Raw genomic sequence first — 18962 nt, forward strand, 5'->3', positions numbered from 1 at the left:
TATGAAATAGAAAATAGATGGTTCTTTTCGAACAACTATTCTAACATTTTTAACCAATCATCCCATTCTTCTTTCGTATCACCAATTAGGCATGTTTGAATGTTCAACTGATCTCGAGCACCTATTTCTCCTATAAATCCAACAGAAAGTTTCTCACTTTTTTCTTGCAACAAATTCATGTCTTTCATCGCGTTCTTAAGTTCTCGTTCCTCATTAAAAGAGACTACTACATATGTAGGTTGTATTTGCTCAACAGCTAACAAAATACCATCTTCCACTAAGCTTAACCTAATATATATCGCCTCATATCCTTTTAAGCGTAAATACGTTGAGAAAACAAACCCTTTCAACATATTATTTTCTAACACGACAACTTTGTGTATAGAAGAAAATGATGATGCATTATGATACACCATTCCTAGACGAGTTTGTAAAAATGATACGACATATTGGAATTGCACCATTGTAACTTCATTATTATTTTTTAACGTTAACAATTTATTTGACACTTGAAGAACAATACTTGCTATGACTTTTTCTGTTGCATAAATACTGAAAGCCTCGTTTAACAATGCAGAAGTTGTAATTTCATCAAATTTTAACAAAGCTTGCAGTAAATCGTCCACTAAAACAACTTCTCTATCGTAATGTATTTCTTTTTGAACATTACTCTGCAAACGATTCTCTTCTAATAATTGAACTGCTTGTCCAATCATCATGCCGGAAGAAACCTTGTCCATTAACCATTTCAAAATTTGAATATGTTCTTCTGTATATAATCGATGCCCCGCATGATTCCGCTTTGGGGCAATAATTTGATATCGTCTTTCCCATGCACGAAGCGTACTCGGCTGAATTCCAATTATATTCGAAACAGCTTTTATGTTATATTTCCCGTTTAGAGTTGGCATCATTTCCCTCCGCATAACGTAATAATATGTGTTTGAGCAGGTGCTCGGAAGCGAAGTGGAATCAACGTTGTTCCATACCCATTACTAACAAAAAGAGTCATATTTGAATGCTTATATACGCCACCTTTTAAATATTTTTTAGATGGGAATAATCGAATCTGTCCTCCATGTGTATGTCCACTTAACACAAGTGAAATTTGTTCTTTTCCAGACATTTTATTTATTATATCAGGGTTGTGGCTAATTAATATGCGAAAACCATCTTCTTTGCAATCAGCCAACGCTAAATCTAAACGATCACGCTTCAAACCAACATCATCTATACCGAGTAAACAAATTTTTTCTCCTAGTTCAGACTCAAATACAACTCTTGTATTATCTAAAACTTTCACATTATTTTCTAATAACAAAGCATCTAATTCATGATATTCAATCTCATAATCATTATTTCCCCATACAAAATATACAGGAGCTATCGCTCTTAACTTTTGTATATTTGCAGAAATTTTCGATAAAGGGACGCCTCTTTCCGCTAAATCACCGCCAATAATTACAAGGTCTACTTTTCCTTTTACTTGTTCAATTAATGAACTTGAAATGACCCTTCTATGAATATCAGAAATAAAAAACACCTTTACTTTTTGAAAACTTTTCGGAAATTCTTCAAAAAGTAAAGTATGTTCTAACACAGTATTACGCATCGCTTCTGTATACATTACAAGAAGAAATATAATACCAATACATATGAGAGCACTTAATAAGATAATCCATATCATATATTTTTTACTCCCTTCCTCATAAAGATAATCCTCCGTTTTTATAGTAGGTATGTTACTAGCTATCCTGCTTTGCGGACTTATCTTTTATCGGAATTTTTATTTCTTGACCTACATTCACTTCATCTTCTTGTAAATCATTATACTTTTTAATCACTTCAATCCCAGTTTCATCTGAAAAATATTGCTTCGCTATACTTTCTAAAGTTTCTCCTTCTTTCACTGTATGCGTTACTACTTTCTCAGATGTTGCCTCAGAATCAGATTTAGCTGAATCAAAGAAAATGACCTCAAACGCACTTTTCCCAGCGTTATTACCATCACTTTTCACCTGAATATATTTATCTGTATACCATAAGATACTAATTGGTAGTAATATGAATAGAAATGTTAAAACTCGGACGAAAATATGATTCATTTTAAACTTTTCTTTTTTCTCTTTATTTCTATGAATTTCACTACGCGGCGGTAAACTTTCTTTTTCTTCCACTCGCTCAACTTCTAATTCCTCTTCGAAATCAGGAATTCGTTTTCTCATGTTGTTCACCACCACCTTCCATTTATTTTCTTAATTGGAGTCCCATTATAAAATCAACAAGAAAGTGTGCAAAGATTGTTATAAACAAATTCCCTGTCCATTCAAATACATAACCAAAGACAAAACTAATGAAACAGACGAAACAAAACAAAAATGGCTTTGTTATATACCGAATATGTAACACTGCAAATACTAAACTGGCTATTACAATTCCAAAGTGCGTCTGCACTACACCTCTAAATAAAAATTCTTCTGCAAAGCCGATAATGAACGTAATAACGAGTAGGTGCATAACTGACATTCCTTGAAACATCTTATCGTTAATACCACCATCATCAAACCAAGACTCTGGAAATACTCGCATTGCAACATAATCTAATAACACAATACCAATCGCCAACAAGCCACCTATTATAAGTATAGACACCGGTTCCCACTTCCACAGACTATACACCGATTTTATATCTCGGAATAATATATATGCTAGTAAACAACCGATACCGATAATAATGAACTGTGTGATATACAGATTCAGCCTTATTTCTTTCGGACTCATATCTTCAATATTATGCCTTTGAATGTTCATCATTCCCCCATCTTTTCTAGACCGAAAAGCTTTTGTAACTCTGTTTCCCAATTATAGTCGAAATCCGATTGTTGCGCTTGTCTTTTTTTATAATCTGTTTTTGTAATACCACAATAGTCACAGCAATTTTTCAACTCGTTCTCTTTTCTATAACCGAACTGTTGCAACAAATATTCACGCCTACATTCTTTCACTTGTATCCACGATTTCATGTTTTCTAGCTCACTATATTTATTACGTAGCCTTATTTCTACTTCAGCTATTAATCTGTTCATAATTTCATCTGACAAGCTCTCTAATTTTAATTTTCGCTGTTGTATGATTCCAAGCTGTTCGAGATGATAGCGGATGAAACGCCAATACTGTTCATTAAATCTTGCTGCATTATAACAAATTTCTTCTACCTCTTCTATTGGTAATTCTTTCGTTGGAAACATTCTTTCTTGTAGTAAAGAGAATAAAAATTGTATTTGCGACTGACTTGGCAATTCATCTTCAATTATTGAAATTGGTAAATCGTGATCTAACGGACTACATAGTAAGATAGCTATACTCGGTTCACCGTCTCTTCCAGCTCTTCCGATTTCTTGTAAATAGGAAGCTACATTAGTCGGATAATGAAAATGAATAATATAGCTCGTATTCGACTTATTTACTCCCATACCAAAAGCACTTGTACATATTACAAGCTGCAACTGGTCATTCATAAACTGCTGTTGAATTAACATACGCTCTTCATGTTCCATACCACCATGATAAAAAGCGACACCAGTCACGCCTTTTCCTCTTAAATATTCCGTTAAACGTTCTGTCCACGCTCTGCTTGAACAATATACAATCCCTGGCCCTTGTAAATACATCACCTGGTCCAAAAGCGCTTCTTTCTTCTCTTCTATCGTCTCCACAAATTGTACTTCCATTGCGATATTTGGACGATCAATAGAGTATACATGCTGCGTCACTTTCTTCAAATCTAAACTTTCTGCTATATCCCGGAGTACATCTTTTGTCGCTGTTGCCGTTAATGCTAGCACCGTAGGAGACCCGATATTCTCAATGACTACATTTAGTTTTTTATAGTCTGGTCTAAAATCATAACCCCATTGTGAAATACAATGAGCCTCATCCACAACAAACAATGAAATATGAACTTTCTTCAATTCTCTTATTAACACTTCCGACTGCAACATCTCTGGTGAAACAAAAATAAATTTATATGAAGCTAATTTTTTCATCGCTTCTCTTTTTTCATGTAATGTCCGAAAACTATTAAATGCTATTACTCGGTTTTTCACAACATACTTTAATTGTGTAACCTGATCTTCCATCAAAGATAATAATGGTGATACAACAAGCACGGTTCCTTCTTGCATTAACCCAGGAAGTTGATAGCACATAGACTTCCCTCTTCCAGTCGGGAGCATTGCTATAACATCTTTTCCTTCTAACAAATCTGTAATTACCCCTTTTTGTCCTGGACGAAATTCAGAATATCCAAACCATCTATATAAATATTCCTCAAGCTTCATTTATACCCTCCATCCGCGCCAATACAAGACGAACTTCAAAATAAGAGATACCCTCTCCAACCGCTTGTTTCAACTCACGCAACTTACGTGTTTGTAATGCCTCAATTACTTTTGTCACTTTATCTATTTTGTCTTTTTCCATAAACATCTCGATTGAAAACTCTTTTTCCCGCAAAGCAATTTCAACAAAATGATCTTCTATCGTTGCAACCTTTAAATTTCTAATTGTCGCTATTTCATCTAAAGAGCGTCCTTGTCTCCAAAAATTATATGTTTTTTTCGTTGATAAACTAAATAATTCAGCTCTCTCATTTGGATAAGAGATAATCTCAGCTAATAGAGGAAATTCATTTTCTTTATCGCGAACTTCTTGTATAAAGAAGTGAATTGTACCCCAAAATAAAAAATACACCCGGAATATATCTTGTTTCGTAATTTCCGCTAATTGCTGCAATGTACAACCGATACGTTCATATCCTGTTAATCTATATGTTACAATCGTCGCTTCTACCACATCACCTTTTCCTAAAAGATTATGTATTTCTTTCCATAATCTTTTAGCCAATTCACTTCGCCTATATGGTATACCTGTTAAAAAACGTTTTACCCACATCATTATTTCTGTATCTTGTTGAATGGGAATAAACTTCGTATTATTCTGTTGTAAATTAGATATAGTTTGAATAATTAATGATAATCGTTTCCAAAATGTTTCACCTAATTCACCATAGTGTAAACCATGTAAATGCGCGGGAAAAGCATACACTTCCTCCCATGTATGTAACTGCATTTTACCTTTAGATGTTAACAAATATGTATTTTCATGTATTTCTCGAATCAAATCTACTTGCAACAACTTTGCAACTTCCCGATCATAGTCTGTTCTATTTAACGATTTATATATTCCAAACAAAAATGAAATTCGGAACATATTTCCATCTTGTAACGTTTGCGAAGATCGTTTTCCTTTTAATAAATAATAAATAGAAGAAACGGTCCTTTCACCATTCAATTGTTTTAAACAATACAATAAAGTATATTGTAGTTGCATTACCGCTTCCACCTTTCAATCTAGCTTAATTACTTTTTAGTATGATTGCACCATTCTATGTTACTCATTAAACTTATCATATCGGCACTATGTACTTGTATATAGTATATTGTACCAAACGAAATAACATTTACGTATTTTGAAAATCTTATGACATAATGCAAAAATTAGTTGACACTCTAATTGATAAGGATTATCATTATAATTTTATGTTGAAAAGTTTTAAAAACCGTTTTACAATAAGGTTATAATTTTTATGGCGAGCTTTTCACATACATATTATCAGGAGGGAAAAAAGATGGCAAAATATACAATCGTTGATAAAGATACTTGTATCGCATGTGGTGCTTGCGGCGCTGCTGCACCAGACATTTATGATTATGATGATGAAGGTATTGCATTTGTAACGTTAGACGATAACCAAGGTATCGTTGAAATTCCAGATGTATTGATTGAAGATATGATGGATGCATTCGAAGGTTGTCCAACTGACTCAATTAAAGTTGCTGATGAATCATTTGATGGCGACTCTTTAAAATTCGAATAGTCTTTTATTAACTTCAAAAAATATCCCTCATTAATATGAGGGATATTTTTTGTTTTCTATTTTCATTCTACTTAATAAAAAACCACTAGTAGTTCCATACTACTAATGGTTTTATTTTATATTTTATGCATTTTTCATTTTTGCAAACACCCATACTTTCAGGCGTGAGAATAACGCTACAAATACAATTGTCACAACAATTCCTTTAATCAAATTAAATGGTAAGATTGCCGTTACAACCGTTGTTCTTATAGCCTCGCTAGACATAGCTGGTGAATTTAAAAACCAAGTGTAAGCTGGGAATATAATGATGTAATTTAATACACTCATAATGAGCGCCATTGTAATTGTCCCTAGCATTAATCCTGTCGTTAAACTCTTAACAGTACGATACTTTCTAAATAAGAAAGCTGCCGGTCCAATAAATAAACACCCTGCAATAAAGTTAGCAATTTCTCCAACTGGCACTCCCGTTAAACTCCCTTGAATTCCGTAATGTAAAATATTCTTTATCGCCTCTACAATTATCCCTGCAACTGGCCCGAAAATAATTGCTGCAATTAGAGCTGGTACATCACTAAAATCAATTTTTAAAAATGGCGGAAGCCCTGGAAACGGGAAATCCAACATCATCAGTAAATATGCAATACTACTTAGCATCGCTACACTCACCATCTGCACTACACTGTTTTTTTGTTTCATCTTTCTCTCTCCTTTTCCATCGATCTTCTCATGGAAAGTGGAAAGGTTCTGCTATGCCTACTTTTTCATAGAACGAAAAAACCCTTTGTGTTTTACACAAAGGGAGAATTTAAGGCACATCAAACAGACGTTCAAATCCATATCTTTTTTGAACGCTTGAACCTCCATCTTCTCCCATCCAGACTATACTGTCGGCTTTGGAATCACACCAAATCCTGCCTTAACGGCTCGCGGGCTTAGAACAAAATTACATACTGTTCATCACCGCCGGTCGGGATTTTCACCCTGCCCCGAAGATAGACCGATATTCTATTTTCCACTTTATTATACAACAACATAATCGTATTGTGAACAAAAAAAGTGTAACTTATTAAAAATAAGTTATTAATTTTATATAATCAAAACCAATCACTATATTTTACAATACACCCCAGATTTTTTAGTATTCGGCATTTCCCCTATGAATCCCCTAGTCATATATAATGAAAAGTGATAAGATGTTGAATTGTTAAGATAAGAACATTTTCTGGATTATGGAGGAAATGTCATGAAAAAAGAAAAGAGACACTCTATTCGAGAAGCAATGAAAAAAAACTTAAGAAAAGAATACTTTTACTTAAAAAAAGAATTACTTTTCTACTGTCCAATTGATTTAGGCACATTCTCAAGCGAGACATACTATGCTGCTTTCGATGAAGATGGCATCAGTATTTATCAGTATGATAAAAAAACAGAGAGTAAATTAAAACTGTGTGAGCGTCACCCGTGGAAGAGTTGGAATAAAGTGAAGGTGGATCATTATTTGACAACTTCTCAATTTATTTTTCAAGGTGAGCGAAACTGGATATTATCCCTTTTCCAAAAAGGAAAAGAAGCTCAAAAAATAATTGAAGAGCACACATCTTTACAAACTGAAGTTGTTTCCCGTTCTTTCTTGAAAAAACTTCCAGGGTTCCGTTCTAATGCACCGTTGAATAAATACATCGGCAGCATTTGCTACACTGCACTTATTGCATTTTTATTAAAATGGATGATTCCATTTCAAGCGCCACAAATCGCCCTGTACTCCATTTCAATCGGTTGTATGCTTCTTGGTTTACTTTGTTTGACAATCGGTTTAATTGAACCGACTATTGTACTATTTCGAACGAACGAAAAAACAAGAACGAAAGTATTTTACTTATATAGCTACTTAGCTATTTCTGGATTTATATGTGTCTTTATTTTTTGGTAAAAAAAAGAGCTAGTTTAACTAGCTCTTTTTTTACTTTACGTATAATTGTTGATTTGGATAAATCCAATCTTGCTGCAGTCCATTTTTATCTTTAACTTCCTTAACTGACATACTAAATTTCCGTGCAATACTAACTAAAGTGTCCCCTTTTTGGACGACATATAAGGATGAGGAAACAACTTCATTTCTCTGTTCATTTAGAACAAGCAATGGATTCATCGCATTCTTTTTCGCCATCGTCCATCTTCCTTGATGAACTTCTAAATGTAAGTGTGCACCTCTCGATTCTCCTGTATTTCCTACTTCTCCAATTATTTCTCCTTTTGAAATATAATCCCCTTGAACTACATATCTCTTATTTAAATGCGCATACACAGCCTCATATTCTCCATGTTTAATAAATACAACGTTTCCATAACTACTTGAATAATAAGACTTTGTTACCTTACCTTCTTGAATAGCTGCCACAGGCGTGCCAATCGGTGCCGCTATATCTATACCGTAGTGTTTTCCATGCCTTGTCCCAAAATAATCACTTATCTGCCCTTCAACAGGCCATGTCCATTGATTTCCCTCTGCGTACACATGTAATTGAGATAAAAACAATACCATCAATAACATGACGCCATATTTTAACACTTTCATATACATCCTCCGTTTTCTAATTAACACCATACCTTCTCTTATTTTGGTATATTACAGAAAAAAGTATACAAAAAAAGAAAGTGAATCACTCCACTTCCTTCTCGTTTTTATCACGAAAAACGATTGCACTGCGATTATACTCCACATCTTTTACTTGTAATCGAGCGTTTATTACTCTAGCTACCGCAAACAAATAATCAGATAATCTATTTACATACTTTAGAACAACTTCATTTATTTCCCCTTCTTTTTGCAAGGACACTACACATCGTTCTGCTCGCCTTACAACTGTACGTGCAATATGAATAGCAGCTGCCGACTCGCTTCCACCCGGTAAAATAAAACGCTCTAACGGCGGTGCTTCTTCTATATACGAATCAATCCTTCTTTCTAAGCTTTCAACCATTTTGATCGTTACTTTATAAGGTATTTTCCCCTCTACTATCGCCAAGTCTCCCCCGCAATCAAATAGTTCATGTTGAATATTTTCAAGTTCATTGTAAATATCTCCAAAAGGCCCGCCTTGTAGCTTAGTCATTGCATATCCAATATGAGAATTCGCCTCATCTATCGTGCCATATGCTTCAACTCGCATATTATCTTTATCCACTCTACCGCCTATTACACTTGTTGTCCCTTTATCTCCTGTTTTCGTGTATAATTTCATCACTTCACGACACCCCTCTTATTATTCTTCATTCGACTGAGATAGAAAAAAAGTTCTACTATTATTTATTTAATTGATTTTACAAAAAAATAAAAAACAGTAGAACTTTATTCATTATCAACTTTAAAAACGTATATCTAAATTATACGATTCGGTAAATATACAGAGAATGTAGTTCCCTCTCCAACAACACTTGAAACAGCAATTTTACCATCATGGCCTTGCACAATGTTTTTTGCAATCGCAAGCCCGAGCCCTGTTCCACCTTTTTTCCCACGTGTTCTTGCTTTATCAGCTTTGTAGAAACGATCAAATAAAAATGGAATATCTTCTTCTGGAATGCCAGCGCCCGAATCTTGTACTTCAAAAGTAAGACCATTATTTTTCGTATCGATTACAAGCGTTACATGTCCGCCTGCATTCGTATGACGAATTGCGTTATCAATTAAATTCGTCAATACTTGTTCCATACGATCTGCATCAAACGGGTATTGCTCAATTGGATTTTGGAAATCAACCGTTAATGCGACTTCTTTGTCCTTTGCAATCCCTTGGAATTTACGACCTATTTTTTCAACGAAAGGATGAATATCAACTTCACCTATATGTAACTCTACATTACCACTTTCCATACGCGCTAAATCTAATAATTCATTTACAAGTTTACCTAAACGAACGGATTCATCATAAATGATTTGAACAAACTCATTAATTTCTTCTTTCGTTTGCACAATATCATCTAAAATCGCTTCACTATACCCTTGAAGCATTACCATCGGTGTACGAAGTTCATGTGATACGTTCGCAATAAAGTCTTGACGCATCTTCTCAAGACGGCGTTCTTCCGTCATATCACGTAATACAGCTACAGCACCGCGAATTTTCGTTTGGTTGTACAGCGGAGTCATAAGAACTACATAGTTCCCTTTTTGTAAATTAATTTCAACCACTTGTTGTTGTTCGCTTTCTACAACGAGATGGAATAGTTCAACAAGTTCAGAAGGTAGTTTTTTACTGAGCTCGACTTCCTTTTCCTCTTGCCAAACTTGTAAGAAATGTTCAGCCGGCGGATTAATTACAACGACTTCACCTTCTTGATTTAACGTAATAACCCCATCTGCCATACTACTTAAAATACTAGCTAACTGTTCTTTTTCTTGCTGCAGGGCATTCATATTAAACTTCAACTGTTTCCCCATTTGATTTAAGGCCGTTGCAAGCTCACCAATCTCGTCCTGAGATACCATAGGAGCCTTCGCATCAAACTTCCCACGCGCGACCTCAAAGGCAACCTCACGCATTTTACGGAGTGGTGCTGTAATTCGAGTAGATAAGAAGAATGCAAAGAACGTTGTTAATATAATCGCTATCCCTGCTGATAAGAATATAAAATCAGTCGTTCTCTCCATACCTTGTATCGGTACTTGTAAAGATTCGTATACGAACACTGCACTTTGATTTTTTGAATGCATTGGTTTTCCGACAATCATAATATCATTTTCAGTGTTTTTATTCTTTCTACTATTAGAGGCTTTTCTAATGTTATTCTTAATTTCTTTTTTGTCTATAAAAACAGCCGCTAATTCTTTATCTTCTTTCAAATCATCCATTGTAAGAGTGACTAATCCTTCTTGTTTCGGCGAAGAAGATATTTCTTTACCATCTTCTACAATAATGATCCTTGAAAGTGGATCAGAGAATTTGTACGCGATATTCTCAATCGTTTTTACATCGGCACCTTCTTCAATTAACTCTGAAACACTTGTTGCAACTTTTTGAAGCCTAGCTTCACTCATATCAACATAATATGTTCTAAAAAACTGTGAAAGTAAAATCGCAACAAATCCAAGCACAAACGAAACGAGAAGTAATATGGTCATCCATAACTTCCCTACTACACTTCTCCAAAGCATCAGTCGTTCACAACCTCAAACTTGTAACCTACGCCCCAAACGGTAACAATCATCTTCGCAGCATCTGGTGATTTTTTGCTTAACTTCTCACGTAAACGCTTTACATGCGTATCAACTGTACGTAAATCTCCAAAGAATTCATATTGCCATACTTCTTTTAACAATTGCTCACGATCAAATACCTTATCAGGCGCTTTCGCTAAGAATAATAGTAATTCGTACTCTTTCGGTGTTAAGTTTACTTCATTACCATCTGCTGTAACACGGTGTGCATCATTATCAATTGTTAAATGAGGGAACACAGTAACATCTTTTGTCGTTGTATCTTGTGTAAAGAACGTTGTTGGTACAGAACGGCGTAAGACCGCTTTCACACGAAGCACTACTTCACGTGGGCTAAATGGTTTCACAATATAATCATCAGTTCCTACCTCAAACCCTTGTACTCGGTTTACTTCTTCACCTTTTGCCGTCAACATAATAATTGGCGTCGCTTTCTTCTCACGAACCCCTTTACACACTTCAATACCATCTTTACCTGGCATCATAAGATCTAATAGGATCAAATCGTAATCATTTTGTAACGCCATTTCTAAAGCTGTATCACCATTGTCCGCTTCTTCAATTGTGTATTGTTCTCTTTCTAAATACATTTTCAACAAACGACGAATACGATCCTCATCGTCTACAATTAAAATTCTTGATTCATTTTCCATTTCTACCCGTTGCGTACTTTTACCACAACGGTTTACACCTACCCTTCTACACTAGTATGTTGCGCTATTCTCGTTTATTTAAGCAATCTTCTAAATGTTTCACTTCCCATATTATGCTTCACAAGAATAATAAAGTTTGTTCATTTTTTTTCCAAAACTATGTATTTTTTTTGAACAGTACATAATGTCCTCGACATCATTTTACAAAATCAACCGCTACTTTGTCATGTTTTTCTCAAAAAAGAAGAAAAGTTGACAAAAATAAAATAGGAAAGTGACATTCACTCTCCTATTTTATTTCTCTATGCGTATGAATGTAAACCCGCGATAATTAAGTTTACTACAATAAAGTTAAACATAATGATTGCAAAACCAATTACCGCTAACCACGCTGACTTCTCTCCGTGCCACCCTTTTGATAAGCGTAAATGTAATACCGCCGCATAAAAGAGCCAAGTAATAAGCGCCCAAACCTCTTTTGGATCCCAGCCCCAAAAACGCGTCCACGCTATTTGTGCCCAAATCATGGCGAAAATTAATGCACCTAATGTGAAAACTGGGAATCCAATTGCAATAGAACGATATCCGATTTCATCCAGTAAATCACTATTTGTATTCTTTACTAACGGCTGAAGTGCTGCCGATACTCGTTTGCGTAAAACAAGTCTTAATACAATATAAAGTAATGTCCCAACTAACACTGACCAAATAACAGTATTTAATTTTTTCGCATTTACAATCGCTGGAACTTCAACTGTCGGTTCTAATTTATTTTCTGTCAATAACTTTCCTTCGTGCGGTCCTACTAAAGCCGGAAGATTGTACTTCATTTCCACTTGTTGTTCATTTTTATCAATCCATTGAAACTTCGCTTCATATTTCATACTAGAAAATACCGTTGTCACTGCAATAAAACCAACTGTACAAACAAGTGTGAACACTACCGTTTCTAACCAAAATGTACGTTTACTTCTCGTTGATTGATCTACATTTTTCAATAAATACATAACACCCGTAATAAAACTAATTGCTAAAATTGCTTGTCCTGCTGCTGCAGTCGTCACGTGAATATGTAACCAATTACTTTTCAAAGAAGGAATAAGCGGAGATATTTCCCTCGGAAACATACTTGCATAGGCAATTAATAAAAGCGCAACTGGTAATGCAAAGAGTCCGATTATACTTACGCGATACATAAAATACATGACAATAAATGCTCCGACAAGCATCATGCCGAAAAACGTACCGAACTCAAAAAAGTTACTAACTGGTGCATGTCCTGATGCAATCCATCTCGTAACAAAATATACTATTTGTGCAATAAACCCTAAAATTGTAATCGTTATTCCTATATTTGCCCATTTATGACCTTTTTCTTTAATTGCTCCCCCGAAAAATAGAGTTGCAATTAAATATAAAATAAATGCGGTAAAGAGAAAGTTACTACTTATTTGCACCATATCGTTTCCCCACCTTAACTAATTTTTTTATCCACTACTTTATCGCTTGGCTGTGGAATTGCTGTACCTTCTAGTACTCTTTCAATATCTTTCTTTAAACCGAACCAATTTTTATTCGTATGTCCTGCAATCCACCATTCATCATTAACGCGTTGTATCCAAATACGGCGATGATTCCAATACATCCCTTGAATGACACCAACCATAAATATAAATCCTCCAATACCGAGAATCCAAAGCGTTAAATCTTTCCTTACAGTAAGTGCTGTTGCATTTTGCATTTCAACACCTGCAAAGGACATTTTATATTTGTTATTCCCATCTGGTTCTATATTTTGCTGAATACCAACAAAACTCACTTCACCATCTGGTGTTTCAGGCGTAAACATTTTAAACACAAATGCAGGGTTGTTTGGTAATTTCGTTTTCGTATTTGGTCTTCCATTCTCGTCAAAATAAAAATCAGGGAAATAGCTTAATAGTTCTAAAGAATAACCATTTCCTAAATCAAATTTTTCTGTAGGATTCGTTAAATCTACTTTAATCGGTCCCCACTTTTGATTATTTTCTTTGTTTTGCAAATGGAATGACATGCTTTTAAATTCACTTTCTTTGTAATCCACTTGATATACAGCAAATTGATCAAATTTCAGCGGTTCATTCACTCGAATTTCCGCTTCTTTTACTTTTTCTAATTTCGGTTTTTGTCCTGCTATATTTTCGCCGACCGCTTTATATAATACAGCATTCGTTTGGAAGTTTTTCGCAATCATTTTATCACCTACACGGTCAATTGCTTCATCAAAAACTTCCTTGTCCTTACTTTTATCATAAACTTCCTTTATAAATTTCTCGTTTTTTAAATAGTATTGACCATCCGTTCCTGGTATTTCTTTCGTTTCACCATCACGTAACCAAAGCGCTTCGTCTACGTACATACTCGGTAAAAAACGGAGCATTGCACCGAATAAAAAGATAATGAGACCGATATGATTCACATATGGACCCCAGCGTGAAAACCGTCCCTTTTCAGCTAGAATGTTACCGTCTTCCACTTTCACATTATAGTTTGCTTTCTTTAAATTCTTTTGCACTCTTTCCAAGTCACCATCTTGTGGTGTACCAGTCCCGTATAATCTTTGTCTCTTTAAAAAGCTAGGGTGTCTTTTCACCCCTTGCTTATTTAAAGCTTTATAAAGTGGTATAACACGGTCTAAGCTACATATCACCAGTGAAATACCTATTGAAGCAATTAAAATCATATACCACCACGAACCGTATAAATTATTAAATCCTAATTGATAGTATAATTGCCCTAAAAACCCATATTCTTGCTTATAATACTCAGCTGGTGCAATCCCTGGAGTTATGTACATTTCTTGCGGAAAAATAGTTCCTATCGCTGATGCAGCTAAAGTGATTACAATGAGCCAGACACCCACTTTTACAGAAGAGAAAAAGCTCCAAATTTTATCGACTATCGTTTTTGTTTGTGTGAGAGATCTCCGAGCACTCCCCTCATAGCGCATATCCAATAGTTTTATATTTTCATTACTTTCAAATGGTTTCCCACATGCTTCACAAAAAACAGTTCCTATTGGATTAACATGTCCACATTCACACTTAATTTCTTTCAACACTCTCACCGCCCCTATATCTATATGTACTATTGTATATTCTAACCTCAAGTTACCGCAATACTCAGAATTTTTAAATCAGAGGCACTATAAGTATGCACCTCATATGTAAAGGCTTTCTTTATTACGGAGTAATTTTCTTTAAATATTCTTCTAACTGTTCTTTCGTTTGTTCACCTATAATTTGTTCGACTACTATTCCATCTTTATCAATCAAAAAGCTTGTCGGTAATGGTCCTACCCCATATGTGCCTATGATTTTTGTTCCTTTATCAATAGCAACTGGGAATTTCAAATCATATTGTTTCACAAAGTTCTTAACAGCAATATCTGTTTCATCTGCATCTAACGCAATGATTTCAACGCCTTTTTCTTTATACTTTGGATATAATTCGTTCATATAAGGCATTTCTTTCTCACACGGTTTACACCAAGTGCCCCAAAAGTTTAAAAATACACCTTTTCCCTTTAAATCTTTCAGTTCAATTTTCTTTCCTTCTAAATCTGTCACAACAAAGTTAGGTGCTTCTTTTCCAATTTGCATTTTCTCTTTATCAGCAAAAAATCCTTGATAAAGTGTAAATCCTACAGCACCGCTTAAAATGAGCAGAATAATAACGCGAAATAATAAGCGATTTTTTTTCATATTGTCTCCCCTCTCTTCGACGAGTGATAAATATATGTATTTTTTAATAAATCACCAGCGGAGCATTCCACTGGTGAAAGTTTCACACTATCGATTAGCGCGGCTTTGTAGAAGCCAATGCACGTAATTGTTTCACCTCATGTGGTGACAATTCTCTCGCATCACCAGGTCGCAAGTTACCCACTTCTAAAAAGGCGTAGCGTTCACGCTTTAGTTTCACTACTTTACAATCTAACGCTTCAAACATGCGGCGTACTTGACGATTACGTCCTTCATGAATCGTTAATTGTACAATCGCAGTCTCTTTACGCTTGTCCCAAGAAATAATTTTCACTTGTGCTGGTGCTGTTTTCCCATCTTCTAATGCAACACCTCGTTCTAACATGCGAATTTTCTCACCTGTTAATGGCCCTTTAATTTTTGCAACATATGTTTTTTCAACTTTATATCTCGGATGCATTAATACATTTGCAAATTCCCCATCATTTGTCATCAATAATACGCCAGACGTATCATAATCTAAGCGTCCGATTGGGAATAAACGTTGTCTAATTTCAGGGAAAAAGTCTGTTACAACACTTCTTCCTTTATCATCTGATACACTTGAAATTACGCCAGTTGGTTTATATAGTAAAAAATAAACAGGTTCTTCTTTTTCAAGAGGGATGTTATTTACTTCTACTTTATCTTGAGGAGTTACTTTCGTTCCTAACTCCTTCACTATTTTTCCATTCACTTTTACTTTTCCTTGCTGAATTAATTCCTCAGCCTTTCTTCTCGATGCAATACCTGCTTGCGCAATCACTTTTTGTAATCGTTCCATTTCTTTTTTTCACCTCGAATTTATCTTACCTTACATTAGAAAGACTTGGCAACCGCATACGCTTGACGGCTTTTCGCTTCATCTTACTTAAACAACATAGCGATGATAATAAACATATAAAGGGCAAATCATGTTTTTACCTTTTATTATTGTCCATATTCTTCATATTGCTCACAATAAAAGTTCATCATTTTGTCAAAAATACCGCATAAAAAAACCACTATTAAGCAACACCTTAATAGTGGTCGTATACGTATTATAAGCGAAATAGCATAAAAAATGAATAGCCGCCTTACTTAAACATTAAAGAAACAAACACAATTGAACAAATAATCCCGATTAAATCGGCAAAAAGTCCTACTTTTAATGCATCTCCCATTTTTCTAATTCCAACAGCTCCGAAGTATACTGTTAAAATATAAAAAGTCGTATCCGTACTCCCTTGCATCGTAGAAGCCAATCTTCCAATAAACGAGTCTGGCCCATATGTGGCAATTAAATCGGTCGTAATACTTAAACCAGCAGATCCTGAAATAGGGCGTATAAGTGCTAGTGGAACAATTTCTGCTGGGACATGAATTAAATCTAACATCGGCTTCATTACTGATATCATTGCATCTAATGCACCTGAAGCTCGAAATATAGAAATAGATACGAGCATTCCAACCATAAACGGTAAAATGGAGATTGCAATTTGAATTCCTTCTTTTCCTCCCTCAACGAACGATTCATAGGTTGGTACTTTCTTTATCGTGCCATATAAAAGGATAAAACCAATTACACAAGGGATTACCCATAATGAAATTGTATTTACAATACTCATTTTTTCCGCCCCTTCCTACTCCTTCTTCGGTAAAAATAGCGGTCAATCCAAATCGCTCCGATCATAGAGAGTACTTGTGCAATGAATGTTACCCCAACAATTTCAGTAGGATTCGCTGATTCATACGTCATTCGAATCGAAATGACAGTAGTAGGAATTAAAGTAATCGCTGATGTATTTAACGCGAGAAACGTCACCATAGAACGGCTCGCCGAATCCTTTCCTCCATTTAACTCTTTCAATTGTTCCATCGCTTTAATACCAAGAGGGGTTGCTGCATTACCTAGCCCAAAAAAGTTCGCCATCATATTCGATAAAATAAATCCCATTGACGGATGATCTTTCGGTATTTCTGGAAACAACCTTTTTACTATCGGCATAAAAAGTGCCACTAACTTTTTTAACAACCCTGCTTCCTCTGCAATTTTCATTAAACCGAGCCAAAATACCAATACACTAATAAGTCCTATACAAATTGTTACTGCGTCTTTGGCTCCGTCAAATACGGCTTTATTTATTGCTTCCATCGTCCCATTTATCATGGCATATACAATCCCTATGACTGCCATCGCTACCCATACGAGATTAACCATCGCTCCCAACACCTATCATATGAGAAAAAATTTCTTTCACATTATTCCAATACATTCCCGTCGTAGCTACTAACTTTCGTTTACTATAAAATAAATTCCGTTCTCCAACTTTCTCGTTGCCAACATAAATTTCTGTCTTTCCAACTTTTACTCCATCCTTAAGTTTTGCACTTTTATCGAGTTCAACTTTTAATATGACATTCTTTCTTTCTTGCTCAGTTAAAGGCACCGCAAAACTATTTTTCATATAAACATGATTGGCATATTTCTTTTCTGTTATTTCAGCAAGAGCTCCTTGTCCTACAACGTTCGTTTGCTTGAAACGTTCAAAACCTTTATCAAATAAATTCATATGATCATCCCAATCGCTAGAAGCGCTCAAAGTTACGACAATTAGATCTAGTCCATCTTTTGATGCTGTTGTAACAAGTGTCCGCCCTGCTTTCTTCGTAAAACCTGTTTTTCCTCCTGTCGCAAATTCATAATAAGACGTCACAAGTTTATGTTTGTTTTTCCACGGATAATCCCACGAATCTGATTTATACGTTTTCGTCCCAAAAATCTTCTTAAAGGTTTCGTTCCCCATTGCATACTTCGTTAAAAGTGCCATATCATAGGCTGATGAATAATGGGATCCATCTCCATCCAAACCATGTGGGTTTGAAAAGTGAGTATCTTTCATTCCAATTTGTTTCGCCTTTTCATTCATTAAATATACGAATCCTTCTATACTTCCTCCTACATTTTCAGCAATTACTTGCGCTGCATCATTACCAGATCTAAGCATGAGTCCATATACTAAATCCTCTAACTTTACTTTCTGTCCAGGCTTTAAATAAATTGCTGATCCTTCTACTCTCACCGCTTCATTACTAACCGATACCATTTCTTTCATTTTTCCTGATTCAGCAGCTAACAAGGCTGTCATAATTTTTGTTATACTAGCAATTTTTTGTGGCTCATGTTCTGCTTTTCCGTATAATACACGACCGGACTGTTGCTCCATTAATACAGCATTTCGAGCACTGACATTACTGTTCATCTTTGCATATGTAGGAATTGGCATAACGCTTGCGTACATAATAAGAAGCGTGATTATTACACAAATTCGTCTCATATTTCCCCCCACGTCCTTTTGGCACTTTTTGTACAAGTGTATGCTTGG

20 protein-coding genes and 1 riboswitch are annotated in these 18962 nt (G+C 35.1%); of the genes, 2 read left to right on the forward strand and 18 right to left on the reverse strand.

Annotated elements, in window-relative coordinates; all coding sequences use genetic code 11:
* Positions 1 to 35: 35 nt before the first annotated feature.
* From DN393_RS22890 to DN393_RS22915, 6 genes are read right to left on the reverse strand one after another with little or no spacing between them, the layout of a single operon-like run.
* A complete protein-coding gene (locus DN393_RS22890; RefSeq protein ID WP_149173973.1) occupies positions 36 to 911 on the reverse strand; it encodes a MerR family transcriptional regulator in 876 nt (291 codons plus the stop codon).
* Positions 911 to 1687: a metallophosphoesterase gene (locus DN393_RS22895; RefSeq protein ID WP_064476624.1), complete on the reverse strand. Its 777-nt coding sequence runs from the start codon at positions 1685 to 1687 to the stop codon at positions 911 to 913. Before DN393_RS22895 ends, DN393_RS22890 begins: the two co-directional genes overlap by 1 nt.
* 58 nt (positions 1688 to 1745) lie before the next feature.
* Positions 1746 to 2225, reverse strand: coding sequence for a LysM peptidoglycan-binding domain-containing protein (locus tag DN393_RS22900; protein ID WP_064476625.1), 480 nt, complete (start codon positions 2223 to 2225; stop codon positions 1746 to 1748).
* Positions 2226 to 2247: 22 nt separating this feature from the next.
* Positions 2248 to 2811: a CPBP family intramembrane glutamic endopeptidase gene (locus tag DN393_RS22905; protein ID WP_001025763.1), complete on the reverse strand. Its 564-nt coding sequence runs from the start codon at positions 2809 to 2811 to the stop codon at positions 2248 to 2250.
* Complete coding sequence (locus DN393_RS22910; RefSeq protein WP_064476626.1) at positions 2811 to 4340, reverse strand: RecQ family ATP-dependent DNA helicase; 1530 nt, start codon at positions 4338 to 4340, stop codon at positions 2811 to 2813. The genes DN393_RS22905 and DN393_RS22910 overlap by 1 nt, the downstream gene beginning before the upstream one ends.
* A complete protein-coding gene (locus tag DN393_RS22915; protein WP_064476627.1) occupies positions 4330 to 5391 on the reverse strand; it encodes a YpbB family protein in 1062 nt (353 codons plus the stop codon). The genes DN393_RS22910 and DN393_RS22915 overlap by 11 nt, the downstream gene beginning before the upstream one ends.
* 298 nt (positions 5392 to 5689) lie before the next feature.
* Between DN393_RS22915 and DN393_RS22920 the strand changes: the two genes are divergently transcribed.
* The gene (locus tag DN393_RS22920; protein WP_001151994.1) at positions 5690 to 5938 is read left to right on the forward strand and encodes a ferredoxin; all 249 of its coding nucleotides are present in this window, start codon (positions 5690 to 5692) and stop codon (positions 5936 to 5938) included.
* Between the two features lie 123 nt (positions 5939 to 6061).
* On the opposite strand, the gene DN393_RS22925 is transcribed toward DN393_RS22920, so the two are convergent.
* On the reverse strand, positions 6062 to 6640 hold the full coding sequence (locus DN393_RS22925; protein ID WP_000810851.1) for an ECF transporter S component: 579 nt from the start codon (positions 6638 to 6640) through the stop codon (positions 6062 to 6064).
* Between the two features lie 162 nt (positions 6641 to 6802).
* Positions 6803 to 6942: riboswitch (FMN riboswitch) on the reverse strand.
* A gap of 245 nt (positions 6943 to 7187) precedes the next feature.
* Between DN393_RS22925 and DN393_RS22930 the strand changes: the two genes are divergently transcribed.
* On the forward strand, positions 7188 to 7874 hold the full coding sequence (locus tag DN393_RS22930; RefSeq protein ID WP_000711800.1) for a hypothetical protein: 687 nt from the start codon (positions 7188 to 7190) through the stop codon (positions 7872 to 7874).
* A 30-nt stretch (positions 7875 to 7904) separates the two neighbouring features.
* Here DN393_RS22930 and DN393_RS22935 read toward each other — a convergent pair whose 3' ends face one another.
* From DN393_RS22935 to dacB, 11 genes are all read right to left on the reverse strand, one after another.
* Entirely contained in the window at positions 7905 to 8519 is a 615-nt protein-coding gene (locus DN393_RS22935) for a peptidoglycan DD-metalloendopeptidase family protein (RefSeq protein ID WP_088048399.1), read from the reverse strand.
* Between the two features lie 85 nt (positions 8520 to 8604).
* Positions 8605 to 9186 carry a cob(I)yrinic acid a,c-diamide adenosyltransferase gene (locus tag DN393_RS22940; RefSeq protein ID WP_149173984.1) on the reverse strand — a complete coding sequence of 194 codons (582 nt, stop codon included), beginning with the start codon at positions 9184 to 9186 and terminating at the stop codon, positions 8605 to 8607.
* A gap of 137 nt (positions 9187 to 9323) precedes the next feature.
* Entirely contained in the window at positions 9324 to 11099 is a 1776-nt protein-coding gene (resE, locus tag DN393_RS22945) for a sensor histidine kinase ResE (RefSeq protein ID WP_088048398.1), read from the reverse strand.
* Complete coding sequence (gene resD / locus DN393_RS22950) at positions 11099 to 11815, reverse strand: DNA-binding response regulator ResD (RefSeq protein WP_000426862.1); 717 nt, start codon at positions 11813 to 11815, stop codon at positions 11099 to 11101. The genes resE and resD overlap by 1 nt, the downstream gene beginning before the upstream one ends.
* 302 nt (positions 11816 to 12117) lie before the next feature.
* Positions 12118 to 13275, reverse strand: coding sequence for a cytochrome c biogenesis protein ResC (gene resC / locus DN393_RS22955; RefSeq protein ID WP_088048397.1), 1158 nt, complete (start codon positions 13273 to 13275; stop codon positions 12118 to 12120).
* Positions 13276 to 13289: 14 nt separating this feature from the next.
* On the reverse strand, positions 13290 to 14915 hold the full coding sequence (resB, locus tag DN393_RS22960; protein ID WP_149173974.1) for a cytochrome c biogenesis protein ResB: 1626 nt from the start codon (positions 14913 to 14915) through the stop codon (positions 13290 to 13292).
* Positions 14916 to 15036: 121 nt separating this feature from the next.
* Positions 15037 to 15558 (reverse strand): thiol-disulfide oxidoreductase ResA, encoded by a 522-nt coding sequence (resA, locus tag DN393_RS22965; protein ID WP_064476631.1) that lies wholly within the window; start codon positions 15556 to 15558, stop codon positions 15037 to 15039.
* Between the two features lie 94 nt (positions 15559 to 15652).
* Positions 15653 to 16381 carry a 23S rRNA pseudouridine(2605) synthase RluB gene (gene rluB / locus DN393_RS22970; protein ID WP_064476632.1) on the reverse strand — a complete coding sequence of 243 codons (729 nt, stop codon included), beginning with the start codon at positions 16379 to 16381 and terminating at the stop codon, positions 15653 to 15655.
* Positions 16382 to 16673: 292 nt separating this feature from the next.
* Positions 16674 to 17204 carry a spore maturation protein SpmB gene (gene spmB, locus DN393_RS22975; protein ID WP_000029511.1) on the reverse strand — a complete coding sequence of 177 codons (531 nt, stop codon included), beginning with the start codon at positions 17202 to 17204 and terminating at the stop codon, positions 16674 to 16676.
* Positions 17201 to 17797, reverse strand: a complete 597-nt coding sequence (gene spmA, locus DN393_RS22980; RefSeq protein ID WP_000247805.1) for a spore maturation protein SpmA — start codon at positions 17795 to 17797, stop codon at positions 17201 to 17203. Before spmA ends, spmB begins: the two co-directional genes overlap by 4 nt.
* A complete protein-coding gene (gene dacB, locus DN393_RS22985) occupies positions 17790 to 18914 on the reverse strand; it encodes a D-alanyl-D-alanine carboxypeptidase DacB (protein WP_064476633.1) in 1125 nt (374 codons plus the stop codon). Before dacB ends, spmA begins: the two co-directional genes overlap by 8 nt.
* Between the last annotated feature and the right edge of the window lie 48 nt (positions 18915 to 18962).

Source organism: Bacillus sp. BPN334 (genome assembly GCF_008368885.1).
In the GTDB taxonomy this organism is placed as follows: domain Bacteria; phylum Bacillota; class Bacilli; order Bacillales; family Bacillaceae_G; genus Bacillus_A; species Bacillus_A wiedmannii.

Bases quoted from the DNA above. Each gene is read 5' to 3' on its own strand.
- DN393_RS22890 (WP_149173973.1), bottom strand. From the start codon at position 911: ATGCCAACTCTAAACGGGAAATATAACATAAAAGCTGTTTCGAATATA.
- DN393_RS22895 (WP_064476624.1), bottom strand. From the start codon at position 1,687: ATGATATGGATTATCTTATTAAGTGCTCTCATATGTATTGGTATTATA.
- DN393_RS22900 (WP_064476625.1), bottom strand. From the start codon at position 2,225: ATGAGAAAACGAATTCCTGATTTCGAAGAGGAATTAGAAGTTGAGCGA.
- DN393_RS22905 (WP_001025763.1), bottom strand. From the start codon at position 2,811: ATGAACATTCAAAGGCATAATATTGAAGATATGAGTCCGAAAGAAATA.
- DN393_RS22910 (WP_064476626.1), bottom strand. From the start codon at position 4,340: ATGAAGCTTGAGGAATATTTATATAGATGGTTTGGATATTCTGAATTT.
- DN393_RS22915 (WP_064476627.1), bottom strand. From the start codon at position 5,391: ATGCAACTACAATATACTTTATTGTATTGTTTAAAACAATTGAATGGT.
- DN393_RS22920 (WP_001151994.1), top strand. From the start codon at position 5,690: ATGGCAAAATATACAATCGTTGATAAAGATACTTGTATCGCATGTGGT.
- DN393_RS22925 (WP_000810851.1), bottom strand. From the start codon at position 6,640: ATGAAACAAAAAAACAGTGTAGTGCAGATGGTGAGTGTAGCGATGCTA.
- DN393_RS22930 (WP_000711800.1), top strand. From the start codon at position 7,188: ATGAAAAAAGAAAAGAGACACTCTATTCGAGAAGCAATGAAAAAAAAC.
- DN393_RS22935 (WP_088048399.1), bottom strand. From the start codon at position 8,519: ATGAAAGTGTTAAAATATGGCGTCATGTTATTGATGGTATTGTTTTTA.
- DN393_RS22940 (WP_149173984.1), bottom strand. From the start codon at position 9,186: ATGAAATTATACACGAAAACAGGAGATAAAGGGACAACAAGTGTAATA.
- resE (WP_088048398.1), bottom strand. From the start codon at position 11,099: ATGCTTTGGAGAAGTGTAGTAGGGAAGTTATGGATGACCATATTACTT.
- resD (WP_000426862.1), bottom strand. From the start codon at position 11,815: ATGGAAAATGAATCAAGAATTTTAATTGTAGACGATGAGGATCGTATT.
- resC (WP_088048397.1), bottom strand. From the start codon at position 13,275: ATGGTGCAAATAAGTAGTAACTTTCTCTTTACCGCATTTATTTTATAT.
- resA (WP_064476631.1), bottom strand. From the start codon at position 15,558: ATGAAAAAAAATCGCTTATTATTTCGCGTTATTATTCTGCTCATTTTA.
- rluB (WP_064476632.1), bottom strand. From the start codon at position 16,381: ATGGAACGATTACAAAAAGTGATTGCGCAAGCAGGTATTGCATCGAGA.
- spmB (WP_000029511.1), bottom strand. From the start codon at position 17,204: ATGAGTATTGTAAATACAATTTCATTATGGGTAATCCCTTGTGTAATT.
- spmA (WP_000247805.1), bottom strand. From the start codon at position 17,797: ATGGTTAATCTCGTATGGGTAGCGATGGCAGTCATAGGGATTGTATAT.
- dacB (WP_064476633.1), bottom strand. From the start codon at position 18,914: ATGAGACGAATTTGTGTAATAATCACGCTTCTTATTATGTACGCAAGC.